Annotated in this window: 22 protein-coding genes; 11 read left to right on the top strand and 11 right to left on the bottom strand. The window is 52.7% G+C overall.

The features are described 5' to 3' along the window. Position 1 precedes the first annotated feature (1 nt). From gspJ to gspE, 6 genes are read right to left on the bottom strand one after another with little or no spacing between them, the layout of a single operon-like run. Positions 2–733, bottom strand: a complete 732-nt coding sequence (gspJ, locus tag KO508_RS09500; protein ID WP_354668020.1) for a type II secretion system minor pseudopilin GspJ — start codon at positions 731–733, stop codon at positions 2–4. A gap of 5 nt (positions 734–738) precedes the next feature. Further along, a complete protein-coding gene (gspI, locus tag KO508_RS09495) occupies positions 739–1,140 on the bottom strand; it encodes a type II secretion system minor pseudopilin GspI (protein WP_354668019.1) in 402 nt (133 codons plus the stop codon). Further along, positions 1,137–1,673, bottom strand: coding sequence for a type II secretion system minor pseudopilin GspH (gene gspH / locus KO508_RS09490; protein WP_216008087.1), 537 nt, complete (start codon positions 1,671–1,673; stop codon positions 1,137–1,139). Before gspH ends, gspI begins: the two co-directional genes overlap by 4 nt. A gap of 3 nt (positions 1,674–1,676) precedes the next feature. After that, positions 1,677–2,129, bottom strand: coding sequence for a type II secretion system major pseudopilin GspG (gene gspG, locus KO508_RS09485; protein ID WP_216008086.1), 453 nt, complete (start codon positions 2,127–2,129; stop codon positions 1,677–1,679). 36 nt (positions 2,130–2,165) lie between these two features. Then, a complete protein-coding gene (gene gspF, locus KO508_RS09480; protein ID WP_216008085.1) occupies positions 2,166–3,377 on the bottom strand; it encodes a type II secretion system inner membrane protein GspF in 1,212 nt (403 codons plus the stop codon). Between the two features lie 3 nt (positions 3,378–3,380). Continuing rightward, complete coding sequence (gene gspE, locus KO508_RS09475; protein WP_216008084.1) at positions 3,381–4,889, bottom strand: type II secretion system ATPase GspE; 1,509 nt, start codon at positions 4,887–4,889, stop codon at positions 3,381–3,383. A gap of 231 nt (positions 4,890–5,120) precedes the next feature. Between gspE and KO508_RS09470 the strand changes: the two genes are divergently transcribed. The 4 genes from KO508_RS09470 to KO508_RS09455 all read left to right on the top strand — a co-directional run bounded on the left by KO508_RS09470 (position 5,121) and on the right by KO508_RS09455 (position 10,682). Beyond that, on the top strand, positions 5,121–5,777 hold the full coding sequence (locus KO508_RS09470; RefSeq protein ID WP_216008083.1) for a type II secretion system protein N: 657 nt from the start codon (positions 5,121–5,123) through the stop codon (positions 5,775–5,777). Between the two features lie 99 nt (positions 5,778–5,876). Next, positions 5,877–7,493 carry an FAD-binding oxidoreductase gene (locus KO508_RS09465; RefSeq protein WP_216008082.1) on the top strand — a complete coding sequence of 539 codons (1,617 nt, stop codon included), beginning with the start codon at positions 5,877–5,879 and terminating at the stop codon, positions 7,491–7,493. A gap of 14 nt (positions 7,494–7,507) precedes the next feature. Further along, on the top strand, positions 7,508–9,133 hold the full coding sequence (locus KO508_RS09460; RefSeq protein ID WP_216008081.1) for a glycerol-3-phosphate dehydrogenase/oxidase: 1,626 nt from the start codon (positions 7,508–7,510) through the stop codon (positions 9,131–9,133). After that, complete coding sequence (locus KO508_RS09455; protein ID WP_216008080.1) at positions 9,123–10,682, top strand: FGGY-family carbohydrate kinase; 1,560 nt, start codon at positions 9,123–9,125, stop codon at positions 10,680–10,682. The genes KO508_RS09460 and KO508_RS09455 overlap by 11 nt, the downstream gene beginning before the upstream one ends. Positions 10,683–10,727: 45 nt before the next feature. Here the strand turns inward: KO508_RS09455 and KO508_RS09450 are convergent, their stop codons facing one another. Beyond that, complete coding sequence (locus KO508_RS09450; RefSeq protein ID WP_216008079.1) at positions 10,728–12,293, bottom strand: DUF4139 domain-containing protein; 1,566 nt, start codon at positions 12,291–12,293, stop codon at positions 10,728–10,730. 18 nt (positions 12,294–12,311) lie between these two features. Continuing rightward, the gene (locus tag KO508_RS09445; RefSeq protein WP_216008078.1) at positions 12,312–13,397 is read right to left on the bottom strand and encodes an endonuclease/exonuclease/phosphatase family protein; all 1,086 of its coding nucleotides are present in this window, start codon (positions 13,395–13,397) and stop codon (positions 12,312–12,314) included. A 204-nt stretch (positions 13,398–13,601) separates the two neighbouring features. Here KO508_RS09445 and KO508_RS09440 point away from each other — a divergent pair, with 204 nt between their 5' ends. The 6 genes from KO508_RS09440 to KO508_RS09415 all read left to right on the top strand — a co-directional run bounded on the left by KO508_RS09440 (position 13,602) and on the right by KO508_RS09415 (position 21,422). After that, positions 13,602–14,243, top strand: coding sequence for a c-type cytochrome (locus KO508_RS09440; RefSeq protein WP_216008077.1), 642 nt, complete (start codon positions 13,602–13,604; stop codon positions 14,241–14,243). 15 nt (positions 14,244–14,258) lie between these two features. After that, entirely contained in the window at positions 14,259–15,272 is a 1,014-nt protein-coding gene (locus KO508_RS09435; protein ID WP_216008076.1) for a c-type cytochrome, read from the top strand. Between the two features lie 214 nt (positions 15,273–15,486). Next, positions 15,487–17,664 carry a TonB-dependent receptor gene (locus KO508_RS09430; RefSeq protein WP_216008075.1) on the top strand — a complete coding sequence of 726 codons (2,178 nt, stop codon included), beginning with the start codon at positions 15,487–15,489 and terminating at the stop codon, positions 17,662–17,664. A gap of 4 nt (positions 17,665–17,668) precedes the next feature. Next, on the top strand, positions 17,669–18,604 hold the full coding sequence (locus KO508_RS09425; protein ID WP_216008074.1) for an iron-siderophore ABC transporter substrate-binding protein: 936 nt from the start codon (positions 17,669–17,671) through the stop codon (positions 18,602–18,604). Further along, positions 18,601–20,604 (top strand): Fe(3+)-hydroxamate ABC transporter permease FhuB, encoded by a 2,004-nt coding sequence (gene fhuB, locus KO508_RS09420; protein WP_216008073.1) that lies wholly within the window; start codon positions 18,601–18,603, stop codon positions 20,602–20,604. Before KO508_RS09425 ends, fhuB begins: the two co-directional genes overlap by 4 nt. Positions 20,605–20,654: 50 nt before the next feature. Continuing rightward, on the top strand, positions 20,655–21,422 hold the full coding sequence (locus tag KO508_RS09415) for an ABC transporter ATP-binding protein (protein ID WP_216008072.1): 768 nt from the start codon (positions 20,655–20,657) through the stop codon (positions 21,420–21,422). A gap of 12 nt (positions 21,423–21,434) precedes the next feature. Here KO508_RS09415 and fhuF read toward each other — a convergent pair whose 3' ends face one another. After that, a complete protein-coding gene (gene fhuF / locus KO508_RS09410; protein WP_252738031.1) occupies positions 21,435–22,196 on the bottom strand; it encodes a siderophore-iron reductase FhuF in 762 nt (253 codons plus the stop codon). 231 nt (positions 22,197–22,427) lie between these two features. Here fhuF and KO508_RS09405 point away from each other — a divergent pair, with 231 nt between their 5' ends. Next, positions 22,428–24,380: an autotransporter domain-containing protein gene (locus KO508_RS09405; protein WP_216008071.1), complete on the top strand. Its 1,953-nt coding sequence runs from the start codon at positions 22,428–22,430 to the stop codon at positions 24,378–24,380. 47 nt (positions 24,381–24,427) lie between these two features. On the opposite strand, the gene KO508_RS09400 is transcribed toward KO508_RS09405, so the two are convergent. After that, a complete protein-coding gene (locus KO508_RS09400; RefSeq protein ID WP_216008070.1) occupies positions 24,428–25,471 on the bottom strand; it encodes an FHA domain-containing protein in 1,044 nt (347 codons plus the stop codon). Between the two features lie 45 nt (positions 25,472–25,516). Continuing rightward, positions 25,517–26,365 carry a PP2C family protein-serine/threonine phosphatase gene (locus KO508_RS09395; RefSeq protein WP_216008069.1) on the bottom strand — a complete coding sequence of 283 codons (849 nt, stop codon included), beginning with the start codon at positions 26,363–26,365 and terminating at the stop codon, positions 25,517–25,519. Positions 26,366–26,372: the final 7 nt, after the last annotated feature.

The raw sequence follows: 26,372 nt of genomic DNA, 5'->3' as shown, positions 1-26,372 counted from the left end.
CTTAACTTCCCTGCCCCTGAACACCAGCGTTTGCAGATTCCTCGTCATCGTCTTCATCCGCTTTTTCGCGGGCTTCATTTAGCTGGGTCAGCAAGCCCTGCGCGCTTACGGCGTCAAAGTCTGGCAATACAAAAGTTCGGACAATCTCGCCGAAACGTTCGTGCTCCAGCGTAATTTCTACCGCCAAGGGAAAAGGTACTTCCGGCCGACTGTTAGGCGTTAACGCCGACATGGCTTCGTCAGTCGGCCATTGCTGCTGCCAGGTATTCTGGTCATCCAAAAACCGTAGGTCGAAGGCCATGACACCTTCAAGTAACAAAAGGTCCTGACTGTTATCCTCTTGGCCCTGATCAACCGTTGGCCAATACCTGCGCCTAAGTTCGCTACCGGTATACTCCCAGCCGACCCGCTGTAGGCTGCTGCGGCGAATACCGAGCGGGTTGCGCCAGCCTTGGCGGGTTAGCAACAACGTAAAGTCATCCTCGCGGCTGGTGAACGCTGGCTTGAAATCGCCGTAAAGATCTCTGGCTGGCCGGTTGACTATCTGGGTGATGTCTCGTTCAAGAAGCAACATGGCGCGTTGCAAACCATCAAAGCGTTCTGCAAGTTCATCCACACGGTCGCGGGAGAGAATGACACCGCTCAAAACTTGCCACACCCCAATGCCGATAACCGCAGTGATGGTGATAGCAACTAGAACTTCCAGAAGCGTGAAGCCTCGTTGGAGATTCACGTCCCTCATTTCTCACCTATAAAGGCGGAAAGCGTGTGTACTGAGTAAGGATCTGATCGGCCATCCGGGTAACGGGCAACCTCAACCTCCACCCGCCGCATTTTGGGTTCGGGGGTGGCAATAATTTTTGTTGTCACCTGCCAGTTGTAAGTGCCGTACTCTTTGTCTTCCGAGTTTTCAGAGATACCGGGAAGGCTTTGCTCCAACCGGATTTCATTAATGCGATTGTCGGCAAGCCAGGCCGCAAGCGTTTTGTCGCGAATTCGTTCATAGCTGGAAATGTATTGGCTGCCTACTTCCGCTGAGGCGGTTGCTATCAGGCCAAATACCAGCAGGGCTATCATCACTTCTATAAGCGTGAAGCCTCTGACGGATTTCGAGAGCTTTGCGGGTTTCTGAGGCCTCACCAGTTGTCTTCCTCAACGCCGGGACGGCGCCATTCGATGGGAGAGATTCCGTCGGATGTCAGAATGTGGGTGTAATCTGTCTCGCTGCCGACGGTAAACTCCAACTCAAAGGGTGTGGTCTCGCCACTGGAGAAAAACACCACATCCGGCCTTAGTTTGTCTTCCGCCGACGCTAATCGAGGCGCATCGCTTTCAACGAACCGCGTAGCTACTAACCAATCCGGGAAATTTCTGGCTCGAAATATGCGTTCTCCAGAAGCTTTCCAGTCACCGGTTTCGTCTTCGTAGGTAACAAACTGGTAGCCGTTTTCTTCAAACAGCAAACCAAGTTCCCGGTTATTGAGCACTGCTTGATCTGATGCGGTCTGCATTAACAGGTACAGCTCCCGCACCTCGTTCTGTAGTTCTCGCTGCTGCGAGTTTCCACCCATTGTAAAAACTGCCAGAGCTGCAAGCAGCCCCACTAGAACCAGGACAACCATTATCTCAATGAGCGTAAAGCCGCTGTTGTTTCCAGGTTCCACATACCGCATGAATTAGCCGCCGATGTTCCAGATACTGATATCAGCAGCGTCACCTTCACCACCTTCCTGGCCATCGGAGCCAAAGGAGTATAGATCGTATGCGCCTTCACGCCCGGGGCTTACGTACTGGAAATCATTGCCCCAGGGGTCTTGCGGGATACTTTTCATGTAACCGTCGGGGTTCCAGTTTTTAGGCTCTGGGCTGCCGCTTGGTCGTGATTTTAGAGCTTCTAGGCCCTGCTGAGTTGAAGGGTAATGGCTGTTATCTAATCGATAAATATCCAGTGCTTTAGAAATATTGGTGAGCTGGGTTTCTGCGACGGTGACCTTCGCCTGATCACTCCGGCCCATAATGTTTGGTGCTACTACGGCGACCAAAAGGCCAAGGATTACCATCACAACCATGATTTCGATAAGGGTAAAACCCCGGTTGGACTGCGGCATGCTTACATTTTTCATCGTCATTAGATCACTCGTTGTTGGCTTGAAATGTTAAAAATACTAACCGACCAGATTACTCATGTTCAGTATGGGGAGCATGATAGCCATCACAATAATCAGAACAACCACCCCCATTATCAACAGCATCATGGGCTCAAATAGGCCAACAATGGCAGCTATCTTGGATTGCAGTGTGTTCTCCTGCATGTTGGCGGTGCGTTCTAGCATGCTATCCAACTCCCCGCTGGCCTCCCCGCTGGCAATCATGTGCAACATCATGGGCGGGAAGTAGCCAGACTGATCCAGTGCTCGGTGCAGAGACCCTCCCTCACTCACTTTACGTGCGGCATCCCGAAGTTCCTGACGCAAGTAGTCGTTGGACAGCACCTCTCCGGCGATTCGCATAGCGTCAACCAAGGGCACGCCACTGGTTGTCAATATACTAAGGGTACTGGCATAACGTGCGGTATTAACGCCCCGAACCATCCCGGCAAACAAAGGTAAATGCAGCAGGCGCTTGTGAAAGCGCATGCGAAAGGCCGGTTTCGTGAGTGCATAGCGAAACGCCATAAAGGCCGCAGCCAATAAAATTAAGAGGTAGACACCGAAACTGGAAAGAAATTCCGACATGGCCAGCATAGCTTGGGTCAACGCTGGTAGTTCCTGCCCCTGCTTAAGGAAAACATCAATAATGTCCGGTACCACATAAGTCAGCAAGAACACCACAATGGCTATGGCTACAAAGCTCAGAATAATGGGATAAATAGCTGCTAGCTGGATTTTCTGGCGCGCTTCCTGCCGATTCTCTGTGTAATCAGCTAGCCGATTCAGAACCAAGTCTAGGTGCCCAGCGTGCTCGCCCGCAGCAACTGTTGATCGGTATAAGCGTGGAAAGGCTTTGGGAAATTCGCCAAGGCTATCCGCCAGCGTATAACCTTCCATCACTTTGGCACGAATGGCGATCAGCATGCTTCTGATACGTGGCTTGGCTGTTTGCTGGGCCGTTGCAGATAGTGCTTGCTCAATCGGAATGCCCGACTGGATCAAGGTTGCCAGTTGGCGAGTTACCAGCGCAAGGTCAGCCGCAGCCAGAGAGCCTCCGCTGCTCAGAGGGTTACTGGGTGTGCGCTTCTGAACCGCCGGTTCAACCGTCAGTGGCGTGAGACCTTTTTCCCTGAGCTGTTGGCGCACTGCGCGGGGAGCATCAGCTTCAACTACGCCCTGCTTCTGTTTTCCCCGGGCATCTAAGGCCTTGTATTCGTAGGCTGGCATAGTTTACTGGCCTCGGTGCGTTACGCGGAGCACCTCTTCCACCGTGGTAACACCCTCTAGTATCTTGCGAACACCGTCTGAGTGGATGCTCGGGCCTTTCAGCCGCGCTTCTTTCTCTAATTCCAACTCACCTGCACGCTTGTGAATCAATGCACTGATGTCTTCTGTTACCTCAACCACTTCATAAATACCTATTCGACCTCGGTAACCCAGCTGGTTGCAGTGCTCACAGCCTTTTGCCCGATAAATAGTTGGCGGCGTTGCAAAGTCCTGCTGCAGAAATTCACAGTGTTCTTCTGTGGGCGTATAAGGTTCACGGCATTCTTTGCACAACACTCTCACAAGTCGCTGGGCAACAATGCCGACCAGACTTGATGAGATGAGGAAGGGCTCGATGCCCATATCCATAAGCCGGGTGATGGCGCCAACGGCAGTATTGGTGTGCAGTGTGGAGAGAACAAGGTGGCCCGTGAGACTGGCCTGAACGGCAATTTCTGCGGTTTCTAGGTCCCGAATTTCACCAATCATCACCACGTCAGGGTCTTGACGCAGTATGGCACGCAAGCCCCTCGCAAAGGTCATCTCAACCTTCGGGTTAACTTGAGTCTGGCCAATACCCGGCAGGTTGTACTCGATAGGATCTTCGACCGTGAGGATGTTGCGGGTACGATCGTTTATTTCCTGAAGTGAGGCGTACAGAGTTGTGGATTTACCAGAGCCGGTCGGCCCGGTTACGAGCAAGATGCCGTATGGGCGATGTATTAGCCGACGCAATATTTTTAGGTCGTCTGGCGCCATGCCCAGTGATTCCAGACGTATAGCTCCGGCCTGCTTGTCCAGCAATCGCAGTACAACGCGCTCGCCACTGGATGACGGCATGGTGGACACCCGGATATCCACTTCACGTCCCGCTACTCTTAGTGCAATCCGGCCATCCTGAGGTACCCGTTTTTCCGCGATATCGAGCTTTGCCATAACCTTTATCCGCGAAACCAGCAGCGGCGCCAGCGCTCGTTTGGGCTGCACCACTTCCCTCAATACGCCATCAACTCTAAACCGCACAACTAGGCGCTTTTCGTAGGTTTCAATATGCACGTCGGAGGCGCTGCTCTTTACCGCCTCGGTGAGAATAGCATTAATAAGACGGATGATCGGCGCATCGTCTTCCTGCTCTAACAGGTCTTCTGTTTCCGGAACCGAGTCAGCCAGCGAGGCCAAATCCATGTCATCGCCAATGCCTTCAACCATCTGCATGGCTTCAGCCGAGTCGTTCTGGTAGGCCGCATTTAACGCTTGATCAAAATGGTCCGGGTCGATCGTGGTGAATCGTGCACGGCCACCACTGATGCGGTTGGCTTCCGCCAGGGCAGAATGAGGTGCGCCGGGCCTGACCAAAATAACCGGGGTGCCCTCTTCTGAACGAGTCAGAATAACGCCATTGCGCTTTGCAAAGGTAAAGGGAAGACGACCCAGCGGAGCATCCTGCGGCTGAAGTTCGGTTTCTGTGGTCAAGGGTTTCCTCGTTTAATTCTCTGGCTATCAGGGTTTTGTGCGCGTCCGCACACTCTGCAACCCTTTCTGTTTCATGGAGTTCAGGAAGGCTACCACAGGATATAGGCCTGCTGAATAACCCTGTACACTATACTCTCAATAAAAGACGCTATTCTGATAACCTGTGGTGCTTTCAGTGTTTTTCTAGGTTATCGGTTTTGGCAGTTTGCGAACTTGCATTCAGGATTATCAATGCTCTCTATCAATCCTAAGATTCCACTCGCGCTGGCTCTTGTTGCCGGGTTGGCCATGGTGGGTGTTACTGCATGGCAGGGCTATAGTTTTTGGCAAACGCAAAGCCAACAAACGGCGCATAGCCAAAAGGCAATTACACAACCTTTAACCGAAAAACGCAGTGCGCCAAACGTTGCACTGTCATCGTTAGAGTTTTTTGGCACAGCACAACTCGATGGAACTGACTTAGAGGAAGACACCGAGGACCTTCCGGAAACCAACCTCAGGATTTTTCTGCGTGGCGTCTTAGCAGCTGACGGCGATTTCCCCGGCAGCGCGCTGATTGAAGATGATAAAAGCAAAACAGACGTTTTCCTTGTAGGTGACGAACTTCCCGGCGATGCAAAACTCCGCTCTGTGCACGCTAACCGCGTTATTCTTGACCGTGGAGGAAAATTGGAAAACCTGTATTTCCCGGAATCCGATGACAACTCCGGTGTCAGCTTTTCTGCTAACGTTGGCAGCAGGTCGCAATCTGAAGAGCCTCGCGATACCAGTAACTTCTCTACCCAACCCCCGCCCTCAGCCCCACCTGCAGCAAACAATCAGCCCCGCCGTGAAGAAATCCGCAAGCGCTTGGAACAGCTCCGGGAACGCCTGCGCAGCAACGGCTAATGTCGGCAAATGACACCTGCAATGTCGCCATGGGACATGTGTTAGCGCTGGCTATACCGATAGAATGCAATCCATTCAATTAGAAGGGAGTGTATTTTGATGCGACGTTGGAACGGTTGGGGCGATGAGACATTCAATCTGGAACTCCCGCCACAGGGGCAGAGTTTTCTTGCAGAGCGTGTAGGTGCAAGCCACGCTCTTGAGGATGTCTCTCTGGAGTCTGTCTGCGCTAAAGTTCCTGAGTCACGCCTACCGGCCGACGACACGGTTGCCAAGCTTATCGACACCAGTCCAGAAGCTCGCGTGCGCCACGCTCGTGGCCAAAGTTTGTCAGACTGGTTGGCCATGCGCAGTGGCGAGTTCGGTGTTTTCCCAGATGGCGTTGCCCGTCCTGAAACCAGCGTCGACGTACAGAACCTACTGCACTATGCACAGGCGCGTAACATCGAGCTGATTCCATACGGCGGTGGCACCAGCGTAGCTGGGCATATCAACCCGCTGGCAGGCGAAAAGCCTGTGCTTACAGTGGATATGTGCGGCATGAACCGCCTGATCGACCTAGACAGAGAAAGCCAAATCGCGACCTTTGGTGCGGGTACTCCGGGGCCTCTTGTTGAATCCCAGTTGCGGGCTCATGGCTACACACTCGGGCACTTTCCCCAATCCTTTGAACTCTCAACCATTGGTGGGTGGGTGGCCTCGCGGTCTAGCGGCCAGCAATCCTTGCGCTACGGGCGAATTGAGCAATTGTTCGCCGGCGGCCAGATCGAAACACTCAAAGGCACTTTGAATTTGCCCACCATTCCGGCATCCAGCGCTGGGCCTGACATTCGCGAAATGATACTAGGCTCGGAGGGCCGCATTGGCCTGATCACAGAAGTGAAGGTTCGTGTCACCCGCCTGCCAGAACAAGAAAGCTTTCACGTTGTTTTTTTCCCGGATTGGGATAAAGCGCGCACAGCCTGCCGAAAACTGGTTCAAAACCGAACCCAGCTTTCCATGCTGCGCCTTAGCAATGCTATAGAAACCGAAACCCAGCTGGCCTTGGCCGGACATCCGCAGCTTATTGGCATGCTTGAAAAAGTGCTTTCCCTGCGCGGTGCAGATGAAGGCAAGTGTATGATGACGTTCGGTTTGACTGGCAGTAAACACCAGTGCGTCAGCGCCAGGCAGGAAGCTAAGCGTATCTGTTCAGAATATAAGGGTGTTTACACCGGCACACGGCTTGGAAAGAAATGGGCGGAAAAACGGTTCACCATGCCATACCTCAGAGAAGCGTTATGGCAGATGGGCTACGCCGTGGATACGTTAGAAACAGCTACCGACTGGGACAACGTAGACACATTGTTGGGCCTTATGGAAAACAATCTGCGCAACGGTCTTCAAGACAGAGACGAAAGCAAAAACGAGCGCACCCATGTATTTACCCATCTGTCCCACTTCTACGGACAGGGCTGTAGCATCTACACAACCTATGTTTTCCGCGTTGCAGACAGTTACGAGGAGACTTTGGCCCGCTGGAAACACCTGAAAAATACCACTTCAGAACTGATCGTCCGAAACCGCGGCACCATTAGCCACCAGCACGGTGTCGGCAAAGATCATGCGCCCTTCTTGCCGGTGGAAAAAGGTGAGTTAGGAATGCTCGCAATCCATTCCCTGTGCCGAACCTTCGATCCGGAAGGCATTCTCAACCCCAAAACTTTGTTGGGGTGATCGGAGTGACCCAGATGAAGCGTCGAGACGTACTGCTCAAAGAGCTTCAATGCGAGCGCCATACCTTTGATGTTGTGGTAGTGGGAGGTGGCATTACCGGTGCGGGTATAGCTCGGGAAGCGGCCGGTAGCGGCTTGAAAACGCTGTTGGTAGAGCAAAAGGATTTTGCCTGGGGAACCTCCAGCCGCTCCTCGAAAATGGTACATGGAGGCCTTCGGTATCTGGGCAGCGGCCAATACCGGCTTACTAGAGATGCGGTTACCGAGCGGCAGAGGTTAATGGCTGAGGCGCCCGGGCTTATAGAGCCCCTGCGCTTCATTATGCCGCACTTTCAAGGCCAATTTCCCGGGCCAAAACTGTTTCAGATACTGCTCCGGATTTACGATAGAATCTCCCATTCTACGTCCCGTCACTTTCTGACTCCGGGTGAAACCCTGCAATGGGTACCCGGCCTCAATACCGAGAAAATGACAGGCGCTAGCGGCTTTACCGACGCTGTAACCGATGATGCTCGTTTGGTGCAAAGGGTTATCGCAGAAGCTGGCCACGACGGCGCCTGGTGCTTGAACTACGTTAAAGCCGCCCGAGTAATCCGTACCGATGGACAAGTGAGCGGCATTGAGCTTCAGGCTGAAGGCTATGGCCAACCGTTTACTGTTGATTCGACGCTGGTTATCAACGCCACCGGGGTTTGGGCCGACCGGCTCCAGCAACCGGAGAACGACGAACAACCCATGACCATAAGACCACTGCGCGGCAGTCATCTGGTTTTTCCGTGGCAGACGTTGCCGGTTTCTTGCTCTGTTTCCCTGTTCCACCCGGACGACAAACGCCCGGTTTTCGCCTTTCCTTGGGCCGGCACAACCGTATTAGGGACAACGGATCTTGATCATAAAGAAGATCTGGATATAGAGCCGCGGATCAGCAGTGAAGAAGTCGATTACCTCCTGCGTATATCAAGCAGATTATTCCCCAGTGCCGCAGTCACCAAACGCGATGTTCTCTCAACTTGGGCAGGCGTTCGGCCGGTTGTTACCTCTGCACAAAAGACGGCGGAATCCAAGGCGCCGTCCAAAGAAAGCCGCGAACATGAATTCCGGGAAGACAAAGGCTTAATCAGCATCGCAGGTGGCAAACTCACTACCTTTCGCCTCATCGCACGAGAAGCCCTTACCCGAGGCATGGGCACTAAGGACAGGCTGCGGCCAGAGCGTGACCCGGTATTCCGTCCCACTCCTTCGCCTCGAAAGCCTAGCAATATAAGCCATCAGAATTGGCAGCGGCTCATCGGGTTTTATGGTTCTGATCTCCCCTCCGTGCTAAAGGCTGGTCCATTGGAGCCTGTTCAATCAGATACGGCTTCCGGACTTATACCGGGCGAATTGCTTTGGGCAGAAGTCGTTTGGGCCTGCGAACAGGAGAGCGTAACGCACCTGGATGATCTGATGCTACGCCGTACCCGACTTGGCTTAATCCTTCCCAAGGGTGGGAAGCTGATACTTCCAAAGTTAAAGCAATACTGCCAAAGCGCCTTGAACTGGGACGATGAACAATGGCACGAGGAAGAAACCCGGTACCTCGCTTTGTGGCGAGACGCCTACTCTCTCCCGCTCCAGCCGGGGTCGTCGCATGCCCTCTGATCCACTGATTCTGGCTATCGATAATGGCACCCAAAGCGTACGCGCCCTGCTCTTCGATACCCATGGCGATCTTATTGCCAAAGGCAGGCAGGAGATTCAACCCTATTTTTCAGAGCAGCCGGGCTGGGCGGAACAGCACCCGGAGTATTTCTGGGAAAACTTGGGCAAGGCTTGTGATCAGCTTTGGGAGTCTACAGACGTCACGCCAGACAGAGTCGCGGGCGTAACCCTCACAACCCAGCGCGGCACCGTGATTAACCTAGACGAACATGGCAAGCCCCTACGCCCAGCGATTATCTGGCTCGACCAGCGCCACGCTAAAGCCGATGGGCCAGTTAAAGGGCCTTGGGGTTGGCTCTTCAAACTGGCACGACTTGAAGACACCATTAACCGCTTTCGAGAAAACACTCAGGCCAATTGGATTGCGCAAAACCAGCCGGAAATATGGAAAAAAACCCGGCATTTTGTCTTGTTGTCAGGCTACCTAAACTATCGGTTGACCGGCGAATTCCGCGACTCTACGGGCAGCCAAGTGGGCTATCTACCGTTCGACTACAAACGACATCGCTGGGCTGGCAAGCGGGATTTCAAATGGAATCTCATGCCAATTAAAAAAAACATGCTGCCTACGCTGGTTAGTCCTGGCTCTACCCTCGGCCACTTAACCGAAGAGGCCGCTAAACACCTTGGCCTACCAGAAGGCCTAGCAGTGATTGCGGCAGCTTCTGATAAAGCCTGTGAAATACTAGGCTCGGGTGGCTTAACGCCGGATATCGGCTGTATGAGCTACGGCACAACCGCCACGATAAACGCCACCAACAAGCGCTATGTGGAACCCGTTCGATTGATGCCTCCCTACCCTTCCGCTTTGCCCGGTCATTACTCCACGGAAGTGATGATCTATCGTGGGTTCTGGATGGTGAGTTGGTTCAAGCGGGAATTTGGTTTACGGGAGCGCGAACTTGCACAGAAGCGGGGAATCGAGCCAGAAGAGCTGTTCGATGAACTCGTGCAGGCCGTACCTGCTGGCTCCATGGGCTTGATGTTGCAACCCTACTGGTCACCCGGCGTGCGCCAACCTGGGCCGGAGGCCAAAGGTTCGATTATCGGTTTTGGCGATGTACACACCCGTTCGCACATTTACCGGGCAATTCTGGAGGGGCTAGCTTACGCGCTTCGGGAAGGTAAAGAGAAAATTGAAAAACGCAGTGGTGTTAAAATTCAAAAACTCCGGGTAGCTGGCGGTGGCTCCCAAAGCGACGCGGCCATGCAGTTAACGGCAGACGTATTCGGCCTACCCGCTGAGCGTCCCCATACTTATGAAACCTCTGGACTGGGCGCAGCCATCGATGCAGCGGTGGGGCTTGGCCTGCACCCGGATTTCGAAACAGCTGTGGCGGAAATGACCCGAGTTGGTGATGTGTTTCAACCCAACCCGGAGGCCCGGAAGCTTTACGAAAGGCTCTACTCAGAAGTTTACCTACGCATGTACCCGCAGTTGCAGCCCCTGTATCAAAAAATCCGGGATATCACTGGCTACCCGAAGTGATGTCACTGAATGTGTGGAATGCACTTCCGTGCCCCGAGGCGAAAATTAAAGCCGTGGAAGTGAAGTGCCTTCGGGAACTCGAATTTCAAAGCCGGATTTTAAAGTGAGCGTCTCTCCCACAGGTATTTGTCGGTCCCAGGCCAAAACACCCTTTTTATCGTCAATATCTCGCTTAACCGGCTCGCTGATTTCCAACGGTTTAACGGTCAGAATATCTTTTTGAGAGACGGGAAGCCTATCAAAAACTCGCACCTGCATTGCCTGTGAATGATGGTTTGTAATCTCGAAACGGTTTTGTCGACGCTGCACGTTCTCACTTTTCCATACGCCCTCCTCTCCAGTACGTTCAAGCTCATTCACTACCGCTACCCGAACACCCTCATCCACCCCAAATCCGAGGGTGAGCTCTTCGCCGTTCGTTAACGCTTGTAGCTGGGTTTCACCTACGCTCTGGCCATCCCGGTACAAGGTAAGCCGCCCGGCCGGTATGGGTGTTTCTGACCGGAAATTACCCGTTGCATGGAGGTAGCCGGTTGTATCCATTACTGGCGCAGTCCAAGTAGCAACCTTAACCGGGATTGTATGCTCCGCAACCGTTAATCGTTGGCCCGAATTGCCGCTTGGAACATCCACTGGCTGTGACAAACGGTAGCTTTGAGTGAATGTGCTCTGCCTTTCAACAACCGCTGCACTCTCTACCCCCATAAGCGACTCTGCCTGCATATCAGCCATGGGCGCGGACGCCTTTGAACGGAATGCCTGCGGCTGCTCGGGGCTGACTACCCACGAATACAGAGGTGGCATTGCAGTTCCCCGGTGGGCACTTGCAGTTGCAAGGCGCAGGTCCACGTCATGCCAATCCATTCCCGTGGACTGCTGAACAACGGCCAAGTGCTCTAGCACCACTTCACCACCAGATTGATTCTTGAGTTCAGTTTTAAGGCGGGCACTGTATTCGCTCCGCCACCGAGCTTCCGGAGTTTGAAACTTGAGGGTTACTTGCAGCTCACCGGATGTCGGGGTCTGATAGCGTACACGTACCTGCTTAGTTGCCTTTGCACCTTGCTTCACTTGGGACAGCTCCCGAGTTAAGCGGTCTCTCAGCGCAATATCATCCGCCACTCGCGCGCGGATAGCTCTTATCTCCCCGAGCGCACTCTGTGTTGTATTTTTCAAAGCGGCGGCCATATCATTCAACTCTGAAGCCGAGAGCTCATGGGGCGATTCAGCAGCTTTACTCATAAGTGTTACCTGCTGGTTCCACGCTTGAATCGAGTCCTCTTTTTCCTGAATGTGCAAGGTAACCTCTGCCAGTTCCTTGCGGATTCGCCGGGCTTCATCCGCAACGAACTCTGCCTGCTCCATTCGACTGACCTGAACCTGCTGGATTTTCAACCCGTTAATGCCGCTTAGTTGCACTTGCAAACTCTGACCCTGAAGACTGACTGGCAAGCCCTCAATATCAAGGATTCCAGCGCCGGAACTTACCTGCTCACGTTCCTCCCAAGTCAGTTCAGCATGCGAAGGGTATAAGGTGGCAGAGGTAATCTCTGCCAAAGCCAGCATGGGCGTCATCGCAATGGTAATCGCAAATAGGCTGTGTTTAGTCATCGAAAATATCCTTTATATTTACTCACCCGGCTCTGGCACATCGTGTTTGCTCGCACCTTGTTCCCTTGCGAGCGCGCGCGCGCGGTTACGGTCGTCACCATCTTCGGCCAAAGGTTCTTGATCTTGCCCTCTAGCCGGAGCGAGTGCTACTTGAGTCAATAACGGAAAGTGATCCGAACCGATGGAAGGAAGCCGAGTAATGGACGAGAGTGTAAAATGATGGCTATGGAATAAATGATCAAGAGGCCACCGCAACAACCGATAATCTGCGTGGAAGGTGCTGTAAAATCCTCGCCCTACCCTTGGGTCCAGTAAGCCGCTCACTTTCCTAAACAAGCGGGTTGTTGGCGACCAAGCTACATCATTAAGGTCGCCCGTGACGATAATCGGCTCTTCGCTATCGGCCACACTCCGTCCGACAATAACCAGTTCAGCATCACGCTCCTTCGATTCGTCATTTTCTGTGGGGCTCGGCGGCGCCGGATGCACAAAATGGATTCGGACCTTGTCGCCGGTTGATAGCTCAACCAATGCGTGCATCGAAGGCACCTTCTCTTCAATGAGAAAGCACACTTCGGTTTCGCTTAATGGCAGCCGGGAAAAAACGTGCATACCATAGAGATTATCCAATGGGCACTTGATGGTGTAAGGCATATCGCCTTCCAACACCGCCAGTTGATTTTCCCACCACTGATCCGATTCCAGCGTTACCAATACATCCGGCTTATGTGTCTCGACCAGCGCAAGCAAGGCTTCTGCGTTGCGATTAGGGGTAAGCACGTTGGACGTAAGTATGGTCAAAGTGCGCTCGGGGTGCCTGTTGCGAGCATCTTTGACTTCTTTCCGCCATATTGCCGTGTACGGCAGAATCCACCAAAGCTGAGCGAGCAACGAACTCCCCGCGACAACTACCAGCGTCTTGCTTAGAGGCTGTGTCAGGTCCAAAAAAACCAGTTGAGCGATGAGCAATAACGCTGCCAAAACCGCCAACTGCAGGCGTGGAAAATCAAAAACCCGAATGCTCCAGTGGGAATTGCGCCAGAGGGGCAAGAAGGTCGCTACGGCAATGACCGTTGTGAATAGAGTGAAAATGATGGATAGCATCGAACCAGTGTAGCGCAACGCCGGGAACATTCGCACTAGGACGTTGCGGGCGAAAACCCTGCTAGGCCTAAGAAGGCTTAGGGCTTGGTAACGTTACTAATTGATCTTTATCAAGTATTCATTTTTCGAAACAGGCACCTTGGCCAAAACTGCAGAAATAGACCATTCTTAAATGGCGTCCGTTGATCGAGAGGGAAATCATCTATGAAGAAAATACCAATAATGTTAACGGTCTTGGGACTCGCCACCTGCTCCGGTTTCGCGCTTGCCGAGGCAGATGCAACAAGGGGCGCTGCGACCGCCGCCGTGTGTATGGCTTGCCATCAGGCAGATGGTAGCGGCATGAATATCCCCGGTGGTGAGTCCTGGCCTAGGTTGGCAGGGCTGGACGCAGCCTATATCAGCAAACAACTACACGACTACAAATCCGGTGAGCGCAGCAGTGCCAGCATGATGCCTTTTGTGAGTATGTTGGACGATCAGAAAATTGCAGATGTCGCTGCTTATTATGCTGGTCTGCCTGCAACCAAAGGTAAAGGCAGTGGAAGTGCTGACGAGGCGACACTCAAGCGCGGGCAACAATTGGCGGAGCGTGGCGACTGGTCCCGTTACGTTGTTTCATGCAAAAGCTGCCATGGTCCCGGTAACCAAGGCGCTGGTGCCGTTTTCCCGGGCATTGCCGGTCAACACGCCGGCTACATCAAAACCCAGCTGCAAGCTTGGAAGGCAGGTACCCGAAAGAACGATACGCAAGACCTGATGGGTTCCATTGCTCGCCGGCTTAGCGATGACGATATCCATGCAGTCGCGGCTTGGCTTGCCAGCCAGAGCGCTTCGGCCAACTAAGAGGGTTTTCACATAATGATTCGCACTTTAAGCTACGTTGCGCTGTCGGGAACCCTATTGTTTTCCTCCATTGCCGCAGCGACCGACGAAACGACCCAACAGTACATCAATACTCTGACAGAACTAGGCTACCCGGCTCCCAAAGCAAACGAGTTGGTGCATATCCCACCTACCATGGAAGATTTGGAGAACGCCAAACTTCACCCTGAGCTGAAACGCGTCATTAGACGGGGCTACGATCTTTTCACCAACACCCAACAATTAAGGGGCGAGAATGTTTTCAACAACATGAACTGCTCCAGCTGTCACATGGGTGAAGGCCGCATGCCCTTTAGTGCTCCGGTTTGGCCAGCGGCAGTGACTCTTCCCAACTTTCGCGGAAAGAACGACCACGTGAACAACCTCGAAGAACGCATTGCCGGCTGCTTTACCTACTCCATGAACGGAAAGCCTCCGGAGTACGGCAGCGACAACATGCTTGCAATATCTGCCTACCATCAGTGGTTGGCAAAGGGTGTCGCTATGTACCCAGAACAACCCATCTACGGCAGGGGCTTTCCCGCGCCGGATCGCCCTAAAGAACTGCGCTATGCTCGCGGAGAAGCCGCATTTGAGGAGAACTGTTCAGTTTGCCACGGCGAAGATGGCGAGGGCTTGCGCGTAGGTAACCAGACAGTTTTCCCTGCAGTCTGGGGAGATATGTCGAACAACTGGGGTGCGGGGATCGTGCGGGTATTTACGGCAGCGGGCTTTATTAAAAACAACATGCCATTGGGTCAACCTAACAGCCTGAGTGATCAGGAGGCTTGGGACATTGCCTACTACATTAGTAATCAGGAACGACCACAAGATCCACGTTATACCGGGGATGTAAAAGACACCTTGGAAAAGACGCAGGAGCGATTCCACAAACACTCTATGTATGGACAAGTCCGGGAAACCGACGGCCATATTCTTGGGGATCATAACAACACGGGAGAGAAGCCATTCCTCAAACCAGACTCGGTTCGCCCAAGAACCTTTGAATAGATGCTAGATGGGCGCTGTCCAACCCTTATGCAGCGCCTTAAAGCAGGCTATTAAATTACGACTTTAACTACTTGTTTTAAAATGTCATTTCCAAAAAACTAGCTCCTCATTCCGTTCATTGAAAGGCTCACCAATCTATTCAACTCACTGCACACCATTGAATCAATCTGATAATCATTTACAATCGCGCTTTAATTTTATCAGGAGACTTACAATGGCTGCACGGCACACTGCTTCTCGAACCCTTTTATCTCTGGCCTTTTTTGCGCCATTTGCAGTGCATGCCGCGCCAACCTCTCTAAATGAACTGGTTGTGGTTGGCAGCCGCGCACCTGCGCAAATAAGCCAGATCCCCGGTTCGGTTTGGGTTCTTGAGGATGAGGAACTGGAAGAGCAGTTCCGCGCTGGTCAGGACCTGAAAACGGTCATCGGAAAACTGGTGCCCAGTATGGATTTGGCACCTGAGACCCGAACTAATTATGGCCAAAATATGCGTGGTCGAAGTGTGCTGGTAATGATTGATGGCGTGTCTCTCAATGGCTCCCGCGGGCTCAGCCGGCAATTCGATTCTATCGATCCATTCAACGTCGAGCGCATCGAAGTGCTTTCCGGTGCTACGGCAGTCTACGGTGGTGGTAGCACAGGTGGCATCGTGAACATCATTACGAAGAAAGGTCGGGAGGGAGATGCTCAGTTCAGCACGGAAATAGGCGTTTCTAGTGGTTTCAATAGTTCTGAGGACCGCCAATACCGCTTCGGCCAATCCATCGCCGGAGGTAACGACAGGCTAAAAGGCCGACTCGCCATTGCTACGGAAGACAATGGCGCAATGTACGATGGTAATGGCGATGCCATCATGCCAGATATTTCCCAAACAGATCTGCAGTACAATCGCAGCCTTGACGTAATGGGCAGCACCGAGATTCGAATCAATGAGAACCAGAAACTCGACCTGACAGCCCAGCTATACAATTCCGGCTACCGTGGAAATCAAGGGGCGTGGCTGGGACCTTACCTTGCCGAGATAAATAACCCCGAAATCCGTAATGGTTTCTCCAGCGACCGGGATCCCCAAACTGACCGGCACATGTTCAATTTGGCATGGCAACATCTGGATTTTCTGGGTCACACAGCCTACTTACAAGCTTCGATGCGTAATGAGGAGTCCAGCTTCCACCCCTACCCTTATCAGCGCGCAACTTTGCCCCAAAGCTACTTCGGCGCATCACAACAGAACACCCGTCAGTACCTAATAAAGGGGCTTCTGGCTAAAGACTTTGGCAACGTTCGGCTCAATTACGGCATAGATCTTGATCGCGAAGACTTCTCCGCTAACCAAATGATTTTCGACAACGCAACCGCGTTTCCCAGCGGCGGTATGACATTTGATGAAGAATTCACGATCGATCGCTATCCGGACTATCGTGTGGAAGGTATCGCTGCCTATTTTCAGGCTGAATGGCAGGCTACCGAACGGCTCCAGCTGAATGCCGGAATTCGGCAGAGGCATGCCCGGCTTGAGATGGAAGACTTTATAGGCACACAACAAGCAGTCGAGGTTGAGCGTGGGTTGGTAACGAGTGCAGATACGATTCCGGGCGGCGAGAACGACTACGATGTCACCCTGTTAAACGCCGGTGGTATCTATAACTTAAATGACGACCAACAAGTTTGGGCCAATGTGAGTCAGGGTTTCGAGATCCCGGATCCCGGCAAGGTGGCTGGTCGCGGGAACTATAGCCTGAGTGACGGCCACTATGTCCTCACCGACTCTCTGAATATTAATGACAACACGGTACCTGGGTTGAAAACCAATCAGGTGGAGCTTGGTTGGCGTACTTATCAGGTGCAATGGGATGTGCAGGTAGCCGCCTACTACACTTGGTCGGACAAAGAAGCAGTCACCAACCGAACTACACTTACAGTGGATGTGGTTGATAACAAAACCCGGGATTACGGTCTGGAAGGTGCTCTTACCTGGCGCGCAAACCGGCAATGGTCTTTTGGCGGAACAGCCCACTATGCGCGCTCCGAAGTGGAAGGTGCGAACGGCGACTGGAAAAAGAACCTCGTAACCGCCGCGAGCCTTCCTAATGCAACCGCTTTTGTTCAGTGGAGAGATAGCCAGAACTCTGCCCGTCTTCAAGGCTCTCGTGCGTTTGGTATTAAAGACGATGCTGGCGATGAAATAAACGGGTTTACTACATTCGATTTACTAACGTCGCGTGAGCTGCCTTTGGGTCGTGTCAATTTCTCCATCACCAACTTGTTGGATAAGCAGTACAACACTGTGTGGGGGCAGCGGGCTCAGCTGTTCTACGGCTTTGAAGATCTCTTCGATTTCAAAGGTCAAGGTCGAGCCTATACCCTATCCTACTCCGTGGACTATTGATGGCATGTTGATTGGCAAGCGCTTAGGGCTCGTGGTTCGAGCCCTCGCTTTTCTGCTGCTGAGCTTCACTGTTAGTGCGGATGGTCTGGAGCTGCACAAGGCTGGCGACTTGAAACAGGGTGTCGCTCCCAAGCGAATTGTGGCTTTGAATTGGTGGTTGGCCGAGCACTTGCTGGCGCTGGGCGTTACCCCCGTGGGGGTGGCCGAAATCGAGCGTTACCGACAATGGGTAGTGGAGCCGCAGGCGCCGGAGTCTATAAAATCTGTGGGTCGCCGTCAGGCGCCGAATCTAGAAGCTATCCGATCTCTCAAACCGGACCTGATCTTGGTGACCGGCCACTTAGAAGCCGCGGTGCCTGCTTTGCGAGCCATCGCACCAACGTTGGTCCAAACGACTTATGAATCCGATTCTAATCCCTGGGTTAAGGCTCGCGAACACCTGCTTGCATTAGGAAAAATACTTGACCTTGAAGATAAGGCTCGAGCTGTTATTGCGCAGGCTGAACAGGACCTTGCAGCCACCCGAGATCAGCTTTTAAAGGCTGGATTAGCTGGAAATACAGCCTTTATCGTCCGCTTTCTAGACGACAGACGTGTGCGTGTCCACGGCGCCAACTCCATGCTGAATCAAGCACTGGAACAGGCTGGTCTCACCAACTCTTGGCACCGACCTACCAATCTCTGGGGTTTCACTCCTGGGACCATTGCCGACTTGGGCGGCCAGCCCGATGCTTGGTTAATCTATATACGGCCGTGGCCGGAGGCAGACAGGGAGCGTCTACAGGAAAGCGGCCTCTGGCCTTATCTGCCCATGGCACGCAGTGGTCGAATAATTGGTGTTGGGCCGGTTTGGACGTTCGGCGGCGTGGTGAGCGTACCCCGTATGGCTCGCATGCTTGCGGATCAGCTGCTGCAAGGTGCTCAGGAGCAAAAACCATGAAGCAACTTGTTCTACAGCGCCAGTCTCAGCTTTGGCTGCCGCTTTTGGTGGTGTTATCGCTGTTGGCGGGTGTGTTCTTATCTCCTGCCACTAGTTTCGAAAATTTGTTGCGCTTACCCGGGGCTCTTGTACTTAGCCAATCTGCAACTTTCGAACAAGCCGTGCTGCATTACACCTTGCTACCACGGTTAACCATTGCCCTGCTAACCGGTGCTGCCCTTGGCTTTGCAGGCACACTTGTGCAGCAAGTCTTGCGCAACCCTTTGGCAGCTCCAACTACGTTAGGTGTCGCCGCTGGTGCTCAGCTAACGTTGGGGCTTATCATGCTGATGGCACCTTCGCTTCTAGTTTGGCGCGAAATATGGGCCATGGTCGGTGGGCTCGCAGCCCTTGGTCTGGTCTTGTTGATGGGGGCTCGGCGCGGATTCGATCCGCTAACGCTTACCCTTTGCGGGCTGATTGTAAGTCTGTATCTAGGGGCCATAAACACGGTGATTTTGTTGTTCAATCAGGAGCAACTTGCCGGTTTGTTTATATGGGGAGCCGGTGAACTCAGCCAAAACGATTGGAACAGCACTCTCGCATTGCTGCCCCGCTTGCTGATTGCAGCTGGGTTGGCACTGGTTCTTCTGCGCCCGCTGCAAGCGCTGGACCTAGGAACTGAGGGAGCAAAATCGTTAGGGTTGTCGCCAAACATCATCCGCATTCTAGCGTTGACTCTGGCAGTCTATCTTACAGCTCTTACCGTAAGCCATGTGGGCGTGGTTGGGTTCATTGGTCTGGCGGCGCCGGCTATTGCTCGATTACTGGGCGCACGAACGCTGCGCCAACGCATGCTTACCAGCGCCCTTACCGGCGCGCTCATTTGTTTGATCGCTGACGGTATTGCCCAACAACTAACGTTTGCGTTCGGGCACATGTTGTTCCCCACCGGCGCAGCCACAGCATTGATTGGCGGTCCAGTATTGTTATGGGTATTGACCCGCAATCGGTTAATGTCGGCTCGCCCCACTCAGCCTACATCCATGGCCACAGCTAGGCGTGAGTTCTCGAAAACAGGCTTGCTGTTGTTGTGCTTAATCACTCTGGGCAGTTTGGCAGTTACATTGTCGCTCGGCCCCACATGGGAAGGCTGGCGCTGGACCAGTTTCGACGGAGAGACAGCACTCCTAGCCATGCGCCTACCGCGAATGACCACAGCGCTAATGGCCGGCGGACTACTTGCCGGTGCTGGCGTCATTGTTCAAAGGTTGACCCGAAACCCCATGGCTAGTCCAGAGCTACTAGGCATTAGCACAGGTGCGGCGTTAGGCATGGTGCTATTAATTCTTACAGTCGGCACCGGTAGCCGCACTTTGCAGATTCTGGCTGGAGGTGCAGGCGGAACTTTGGTTCTACTGATGCTGCTATTACTGAGTCGACGAAGCGGTTTTTCTCCACAGCGTTTGCTCTTGGGTGGTATTGCTCTGTCAGCCCTTTTAGATGCAGGTATTCGCATGATCTTGGCCATGGGCGACGCCCAATCAATCGTGCTGCTTAACTGGTTGGCGGGTTCTACTTGGCTGTCTGGACAATCTGATGCCTGGACCCTTGCCATAGCCGCACCTATCCTTGCGCTGATGGCTGTTCTAACAGGCCGATGGCTTGACCTTCTGCCTTTGGGCGACACGGCTGCCAGTTCGCTGGGCTTACCACTGGCACCGGCTCGACTGCTACTTCTATTGCTTGCGGCGCTCATGACCGCTGCTGCAACTCTGGTTGTTGGTCCCTTGTCGTTTGTGGGTTTGATGGCACCGCATTTGGCACGGCTGTTAGGTTACCAACGCGCCTTACCTCAACTTCTAAGCGCCTTTGTTATTGGCAGTTTGCTGATGCTGTGGGCTGACTGGCTTGCGCGCTCACTGGTGTATCCCCATGAGTTGCCCGCGGGCTTGGTAGCCACTCTGATTGGCGGTGGCTATTTTCTGGTACGGATGTACCGAATGCCAAGTCGCCACTAATGCCAGTACTTTGATCCTGACCCCTCGACACTACAAAGAGAGATCGAGCCATGTTCGCACTGAGTGCCGCCAGCTTTAGCTTGGCAGAGAAAACACTGCTTCACCCTATCGATCTCAATGTTGCCCCCGGGCAAATGGTAGGGTTGATAGGTCACAATGGATCTGGCAAATCAACACTATTGAAACTTCTGGCTCGCCAGCTAACTCCCACCTCTGGCCAGATCACTCTGGAAGGAAAGGAATTGCACCGTTGGGGTGACCGTGCGCTCGCCCAGAAGGTCGCTTATCTGCCGCAGCAACCACCCGCAACGGATGGTTTAACCGTTAAAGAACTGGTTCGTTTTGGTCGTTATCCTTGGCATGGCGCATTGGGGCGATTTTCACCGGAAGACGCAAAACAGGTAGAAAGAGCGTTAGCACTCACAGATACTGAGAGCTTTGCGAACCGTAGCGTTGATGAACTGTCTGGAGGAGAACGCCAGCGAGTTTGGCTAGCTATGCTGCTAGCTCAAAATGCCCGTTTCTTGTTGTTGGATGAGCCTACCTCTGCTTTGGATGTAGCTCACCAAATTGAAGTGCTTTCTTTGGTGCGTAAATTGGGAAAGGAATTGGATATAGGTGTTGTAGTCGTGCTCCATGACATCAACATGGCAGCCGGATTTTGTGATCACTTGGTAGCCTTGCACGGAGGGCGATTGTTAACGGAGGGCACACCGGATGAGTTAATGAACCAACAAACTCTGAAAGATATCTACGGGGTAACTATGTCCATACTACCGCACCCTCATCGAGAAGGTGCACGAATCGCGGTAGCATAATGTTCTAACAAGTCATCCAGTTCCGGGTAAAAGCGCACCCTTTGGTGGCCGGTCAATCAGTGGGCAGTTTTGGCACAGAGGTAGGGTCGGCAATCGATAGCGTAGGCAACACTGTTGCCGCTGACGCTGTGGCTCAATCCCCTCTCCCCGCTCTACGTATCGAACGGGATTTGCCATAGGGTTCGAGAGCCCATTAGGTCGCTTGCCCAACTTTACAAGTTGTTGACCATCCCAAAGAAGGCTATCTGGTAACCCTGCTGACTCCAAAGTGCGAATAAGCCATTCGAAATAATTGGCCGCATTGTTCCAGAGTACACGGCGCGAGATCTTTATGTGGGCACACCAGCCCTCGATAAGAGGCGCGAAATTTAGATCCAACAAGGCTCTGAAACGCTCAAAAGAATCCAAAGGAGTTGTTTGAAAAGGCCCTCCTCCATGAGGTAAACGGAATGCCTCGGGCAACCCGCTTTCATCTAGAATGACTTCTACCTGATCAAGAGCAACGGGCAAATCATGCCCAGACATTAAGTTGGCGACCACCACGGGAACAGTAAGTTTTGCGAAATAGTGCTTGGACCATAACGAGATCAGCGCGCGTTGGTCATCACCCGATTGCGACTTCCGGTATTGAGAAAGCAGCCGAGCAACCCCCTCTTCTGAGGCCAGATCACTGGCAGGTACACCCACTCGTTGATCCTGACCCTTCACAACTAGTGCATCTCGGTAGCGCTCCAAGTTACCCGTAAACAAATGATCGAGAGCAGGAATGGCCATGGCGTATCTAAGTGATCCTTTGACGTTACCTCTTTAAGAGGCAAGGTGATCTGGCAACCAATGATAATACGAACGTTTATCATTATACATACAAAGACCCTGTTGATGAACTCATTTCCAGTGGGTGGCATTCATGTTTTGGCCGTTAAAGAGTGAGATTTTAAGGTCAATATCCCGCAATAGTTCAGCAGTGTCTTATACTGACCCTAATTCACTGCTTATGGCCTGATTATGGAAAATCGAAATAAAATTGTTACAAGCACTTTGTTGTTGTTATCCAGCCCTTACGCCTTCGGGGCAGTCGCCATCGATGACTATTACACGCTCAATGTCCAACAGCCTGGTGTGACGACCTTTATCGCACCGGCTCTCAACGATATATTCGACGATGGCTTCACAGGCTTCACCCTTGCAGATTTTGAGCTCGTTCAAGGTCAGGGCATTATTCGAACCAACTCTGACGGTTCCTCATTCGAGCCTGCTCAGGGTTTTATAGGGACAGCGGAGATTCGTTACACCCTAGAGGATAACTCTGGCTCGGATCAGGCCTCGGTTTATATTGAGGTGACCAATGACGGTGCCCTTATTCAAGCTGTACGAGATACTTTCTATCTGCCAGAAAATACTGGTGCCGTTACCCTGCCCGTTAGAGAAAACGATTGGTTTGAGTTTGTCACCGGGTCTCCAACCTTTATAGCGAGCGCGAGTAGCAATACCGCACAAGGTGGAACAGTCACTACCAGTCCCAACAGTTTATCCACTGTTGAATACACTCCCCCGGATAACTTCATTGGTGTAGACACTTTCAACTACACGTTAGAGGGCCCTGGCGGAACCTCCCAAACGACAGTGACTGTCAACGTTGGCGTAGAGCCAGGACAAAATGGCGTTTCCATGCCAGACAACCTGACAGCCGAAGAAGCCAGCACCTTCGCTGTTGTTGTGGAGGCGTGCGAACAAGAGAACACCGGCATACCCTGTGAAGACATAGCAGACCTCACTCCTGAAGAACAAAAACAGCTGGCGCAACAGCTTTCAGGACAGCACGCTAAGTTACAAGTGCGAGCGATGCGGCAGCTGCAAAGACAGCAGTCCAGTAACATAAACGCGAGGCTTAAAGAGATTCGCGCTGCCCGAAACCCCATCAGCATCGACGGCTTAAACTTGGCGGTAATGGGGAGAAGCCTACCCTTAGCTCAGGCAATGCAGGGTGGCCTAAGCGGTGGTGCGGCTGGCGATAGCGTTGTTGATAGCGATGACGCTGTTGATGGCGAGGTTGTTGCGGGTGATACAGGTGTAGATGATGCCAAAGGTGCAGGTGATGGAGGGGGCAGCAGTGAATGGATAAGCCCTTGGGGTGCCTTTATTAATGGCAAAATCAGCGTTGGTGAAAGCAATGAAACCGTTGATCGCCCAAGCTACGACCAAGATGGCTATAGTGTGACACTCGGACTCGACTACCGCTTCAGTGACACCATAGTAGTCGGTGCCGCTGCAGGGCTTGGTGAATCTAATACGGACTTTACTTCGATGCAGGGGCGTCAAAATGTCCAGTCGTTTTCTCTCGTTTCTTTCGGCAACTACTATCCCATCCCGAATCTGTATATAGATGGTTTGGCTATGTGGACACAGGGCGACTTGGATGTGAAGCGTGAAGTCAACGTCGCCAGTATCCAGCAACAGCTGACCTCAGATACAAGTAGCCGAAGCCTGACTGCGGCTACAAGTATCGGTTACGAATTTAACTACCAGCGCTGGCAAAATAGCCTTTACGGTCGTCTGGAGTATTCCGACTTGAACATTGACGGTTATACCGAAACAGGCGGCAGTCTTGGGTTGACCTTAGGTAAGCAAAAAACCGATAGCTTAATCAGTGCGTTGGGCACCCGGGTTGGGTATGCGTTTAGTTGGAGTCGAGGCGTTTTAATCCCCTCCGTCGAGTTGGAATACATCAAAGAAAACAGCGACGACGTTAATATCAGGAATGAGTTCACTCAGGCAGTCACAGCGGGCAGTTTCAATATCAATGCCGATGAGCCAGACACTGAATACATGAGCCTGAGCACCTCGGTATCCGCTGTATTTAGTGGCGGGCGCTCGGCGTTCATTCGCTATGAGACTCTGCTGTTACAGGACAGCTACGACTTTAGCTCATACTCAGTGGGGTTCCGTGCCGAATTCTAACGGCCAAAACTAAGGGAAGATCGCTCACTTTTATTGTGAGCGATCGATTAAAAAAAGTTCGTCACAATGAGTAAGACAATGCCGGCCACGGCAGCAGTCGCTATAAATGCAATAGCGGCGGTTTTAATGTCGGTGCCAGACACTTTCGTCGGGCTGCGATACTCGGCCATAGGTTCGGGCAGTTGTTCACCTTCCGGCAGCATAAAGGCACACTCCACGCTGCCGAAGCAAACAAGATCACCACTGGACAGATAGCCTGTTAGGCACTTTTTACCGTTGGCATATGTGCCATTAGCCGACATGAGGTCCACGACTTTCCAGCGACCTGCGTCGTTGATGATCTGTGCATGGGCGCCAGACACGCTCTCATGGTTCAGCATCACATCTGAATTCGGTGACCGACCGATTTCCCATTGGTTTCTACCCTCCCCAATGAGCTGAAAGCGCAATCCCACCACCGGATCGCTGGTGCCAATCAGTGTGGGCTCTTCCACTGCTTGTTGAGGGATCTTTTTGTCATCGCTATTAGGCTGTAACCCCGGCAACGAATCCTTGGAAAAAAAAGCAGTGCCATCAACGCTTTGCTGGTTATTAAGAACCCAAGAGGGCGGCGCTTTGGAATCACCTGCTTCTGGCTTAGAGTCATCAGCGGCCACTTCTTCTGCAGGAGGCGCCTCCTCGGGTGCCTGAGCTTCTTCCTCATCCAAGTCACCATGCAGCAAAGTAGCATCGGGATCGGCGCTGGCACCGTACAGCAAGGTCGCATCTGGATCTTGTTCCACCACAGGGGCTTTGATTAAGAGCGTGAATATCGATTGGCCAACCTGCAGTTGGTCACCTTCTTTGAGCAAGCATGCTTGCTCAATGCGTTCACCGTTCACAAATGTACCGTTGGTGGACCCGCTATCCTCGACCCAAACCCCTTCTGGGTCTGGAGTTAAAACGGCATGCTGGCGGGATGCACCTCCTTGGTCCAACACGATATCGCACTCAGCGCTGCGCCCCATTTTCAGCTCCTTCGCAACCGGCAGCTGTTGCTCACCGTTCACAGACCGGAGAAGAAATATCAGGCTATTTTGTTGTGTTGTCATGGCTCGCCTAACTCACTGACTATGAAAAAGAGGTTGCTGGCTACTCTACCCGCTAAAGTGCCAGAGTAAGCCAATCGTTAGCACCAAAACAGCAGCGCCTGCCCCCAATAGAATGGGTACTAAGGAATGCCGTTGTGTCGCAGCTGGTGTCTCAATCTTTGGCTTATCAAGCATATCATCGGCCACATGCCGATTCTCTGCTATCAATACTGTAATGTTATCCTTGCCGCCCGCCGCAAGCGCCGCTGCAATCAATTCATCCACTGCCACCGCGCTGAAATCGTCAGCGCTAAGAGCTTCATTCAGCGTGTTTTCAATAGCGCGGTCATCCAGCTCATCTGTCAAACCGTCTGAACAGAGCAGCAAACTATCCCCCCGTTTCCATGCCACAGTGGTCAGTTCTGGCTGCGGGGCACTGAGCCCCAAACACTGGGTAACCAAGTTGCGTTTGGGATGGTTGCGAGCTTCATCCTCAGTAATCTTGCCTTGAGAAAACAGCCAATGTACATAGGAATGATCTCTGGAAACCTGCCTCAGGCCAGTTTCTCGGTTGAACAAATAGGCTCTTGAATCGCCAGCCCAGCAAACGCTCAGCTGTTTGGGCTCCAATTTGGCCACAACAACCGCTGCACCCATGCCCTTGCTCTCCGGGTGAGCTTTGGAGTGCTGAAGAATGCGTGTATGGCACTCCATTAAGGCGGCCACAAGTCCTCCAGACGCGGGGTTCAGCTCACCGAGAGATTTTACAATAATAGCGCTGGCCACTTCGCCCGCGGCGTACCCCCCCATACCATCAACCACAGCTGCCAACCCAGTTGAGTCATTGCGGTAAAATGCATCTTCGTTCTGTTCACGCACAGCCCCCGGATGTGTTTTGCCCAATAATCGAAACATGGCTGTG

This window comes from Marinobacter salexigens (genome assembly GCF_018860765.1).
In the GTDB taxonomy this organism is placed as follows: domain Bacteria; phylum Pseudomonadota; class Gammaproteobacteria; order Pseudomonadales; family Oleiphilaceae; genus Marinobacter; species Marinobacter salexigens_A.
This window is presented reverse-complemented; position numbering and strand designations above follow the sequence as displayed.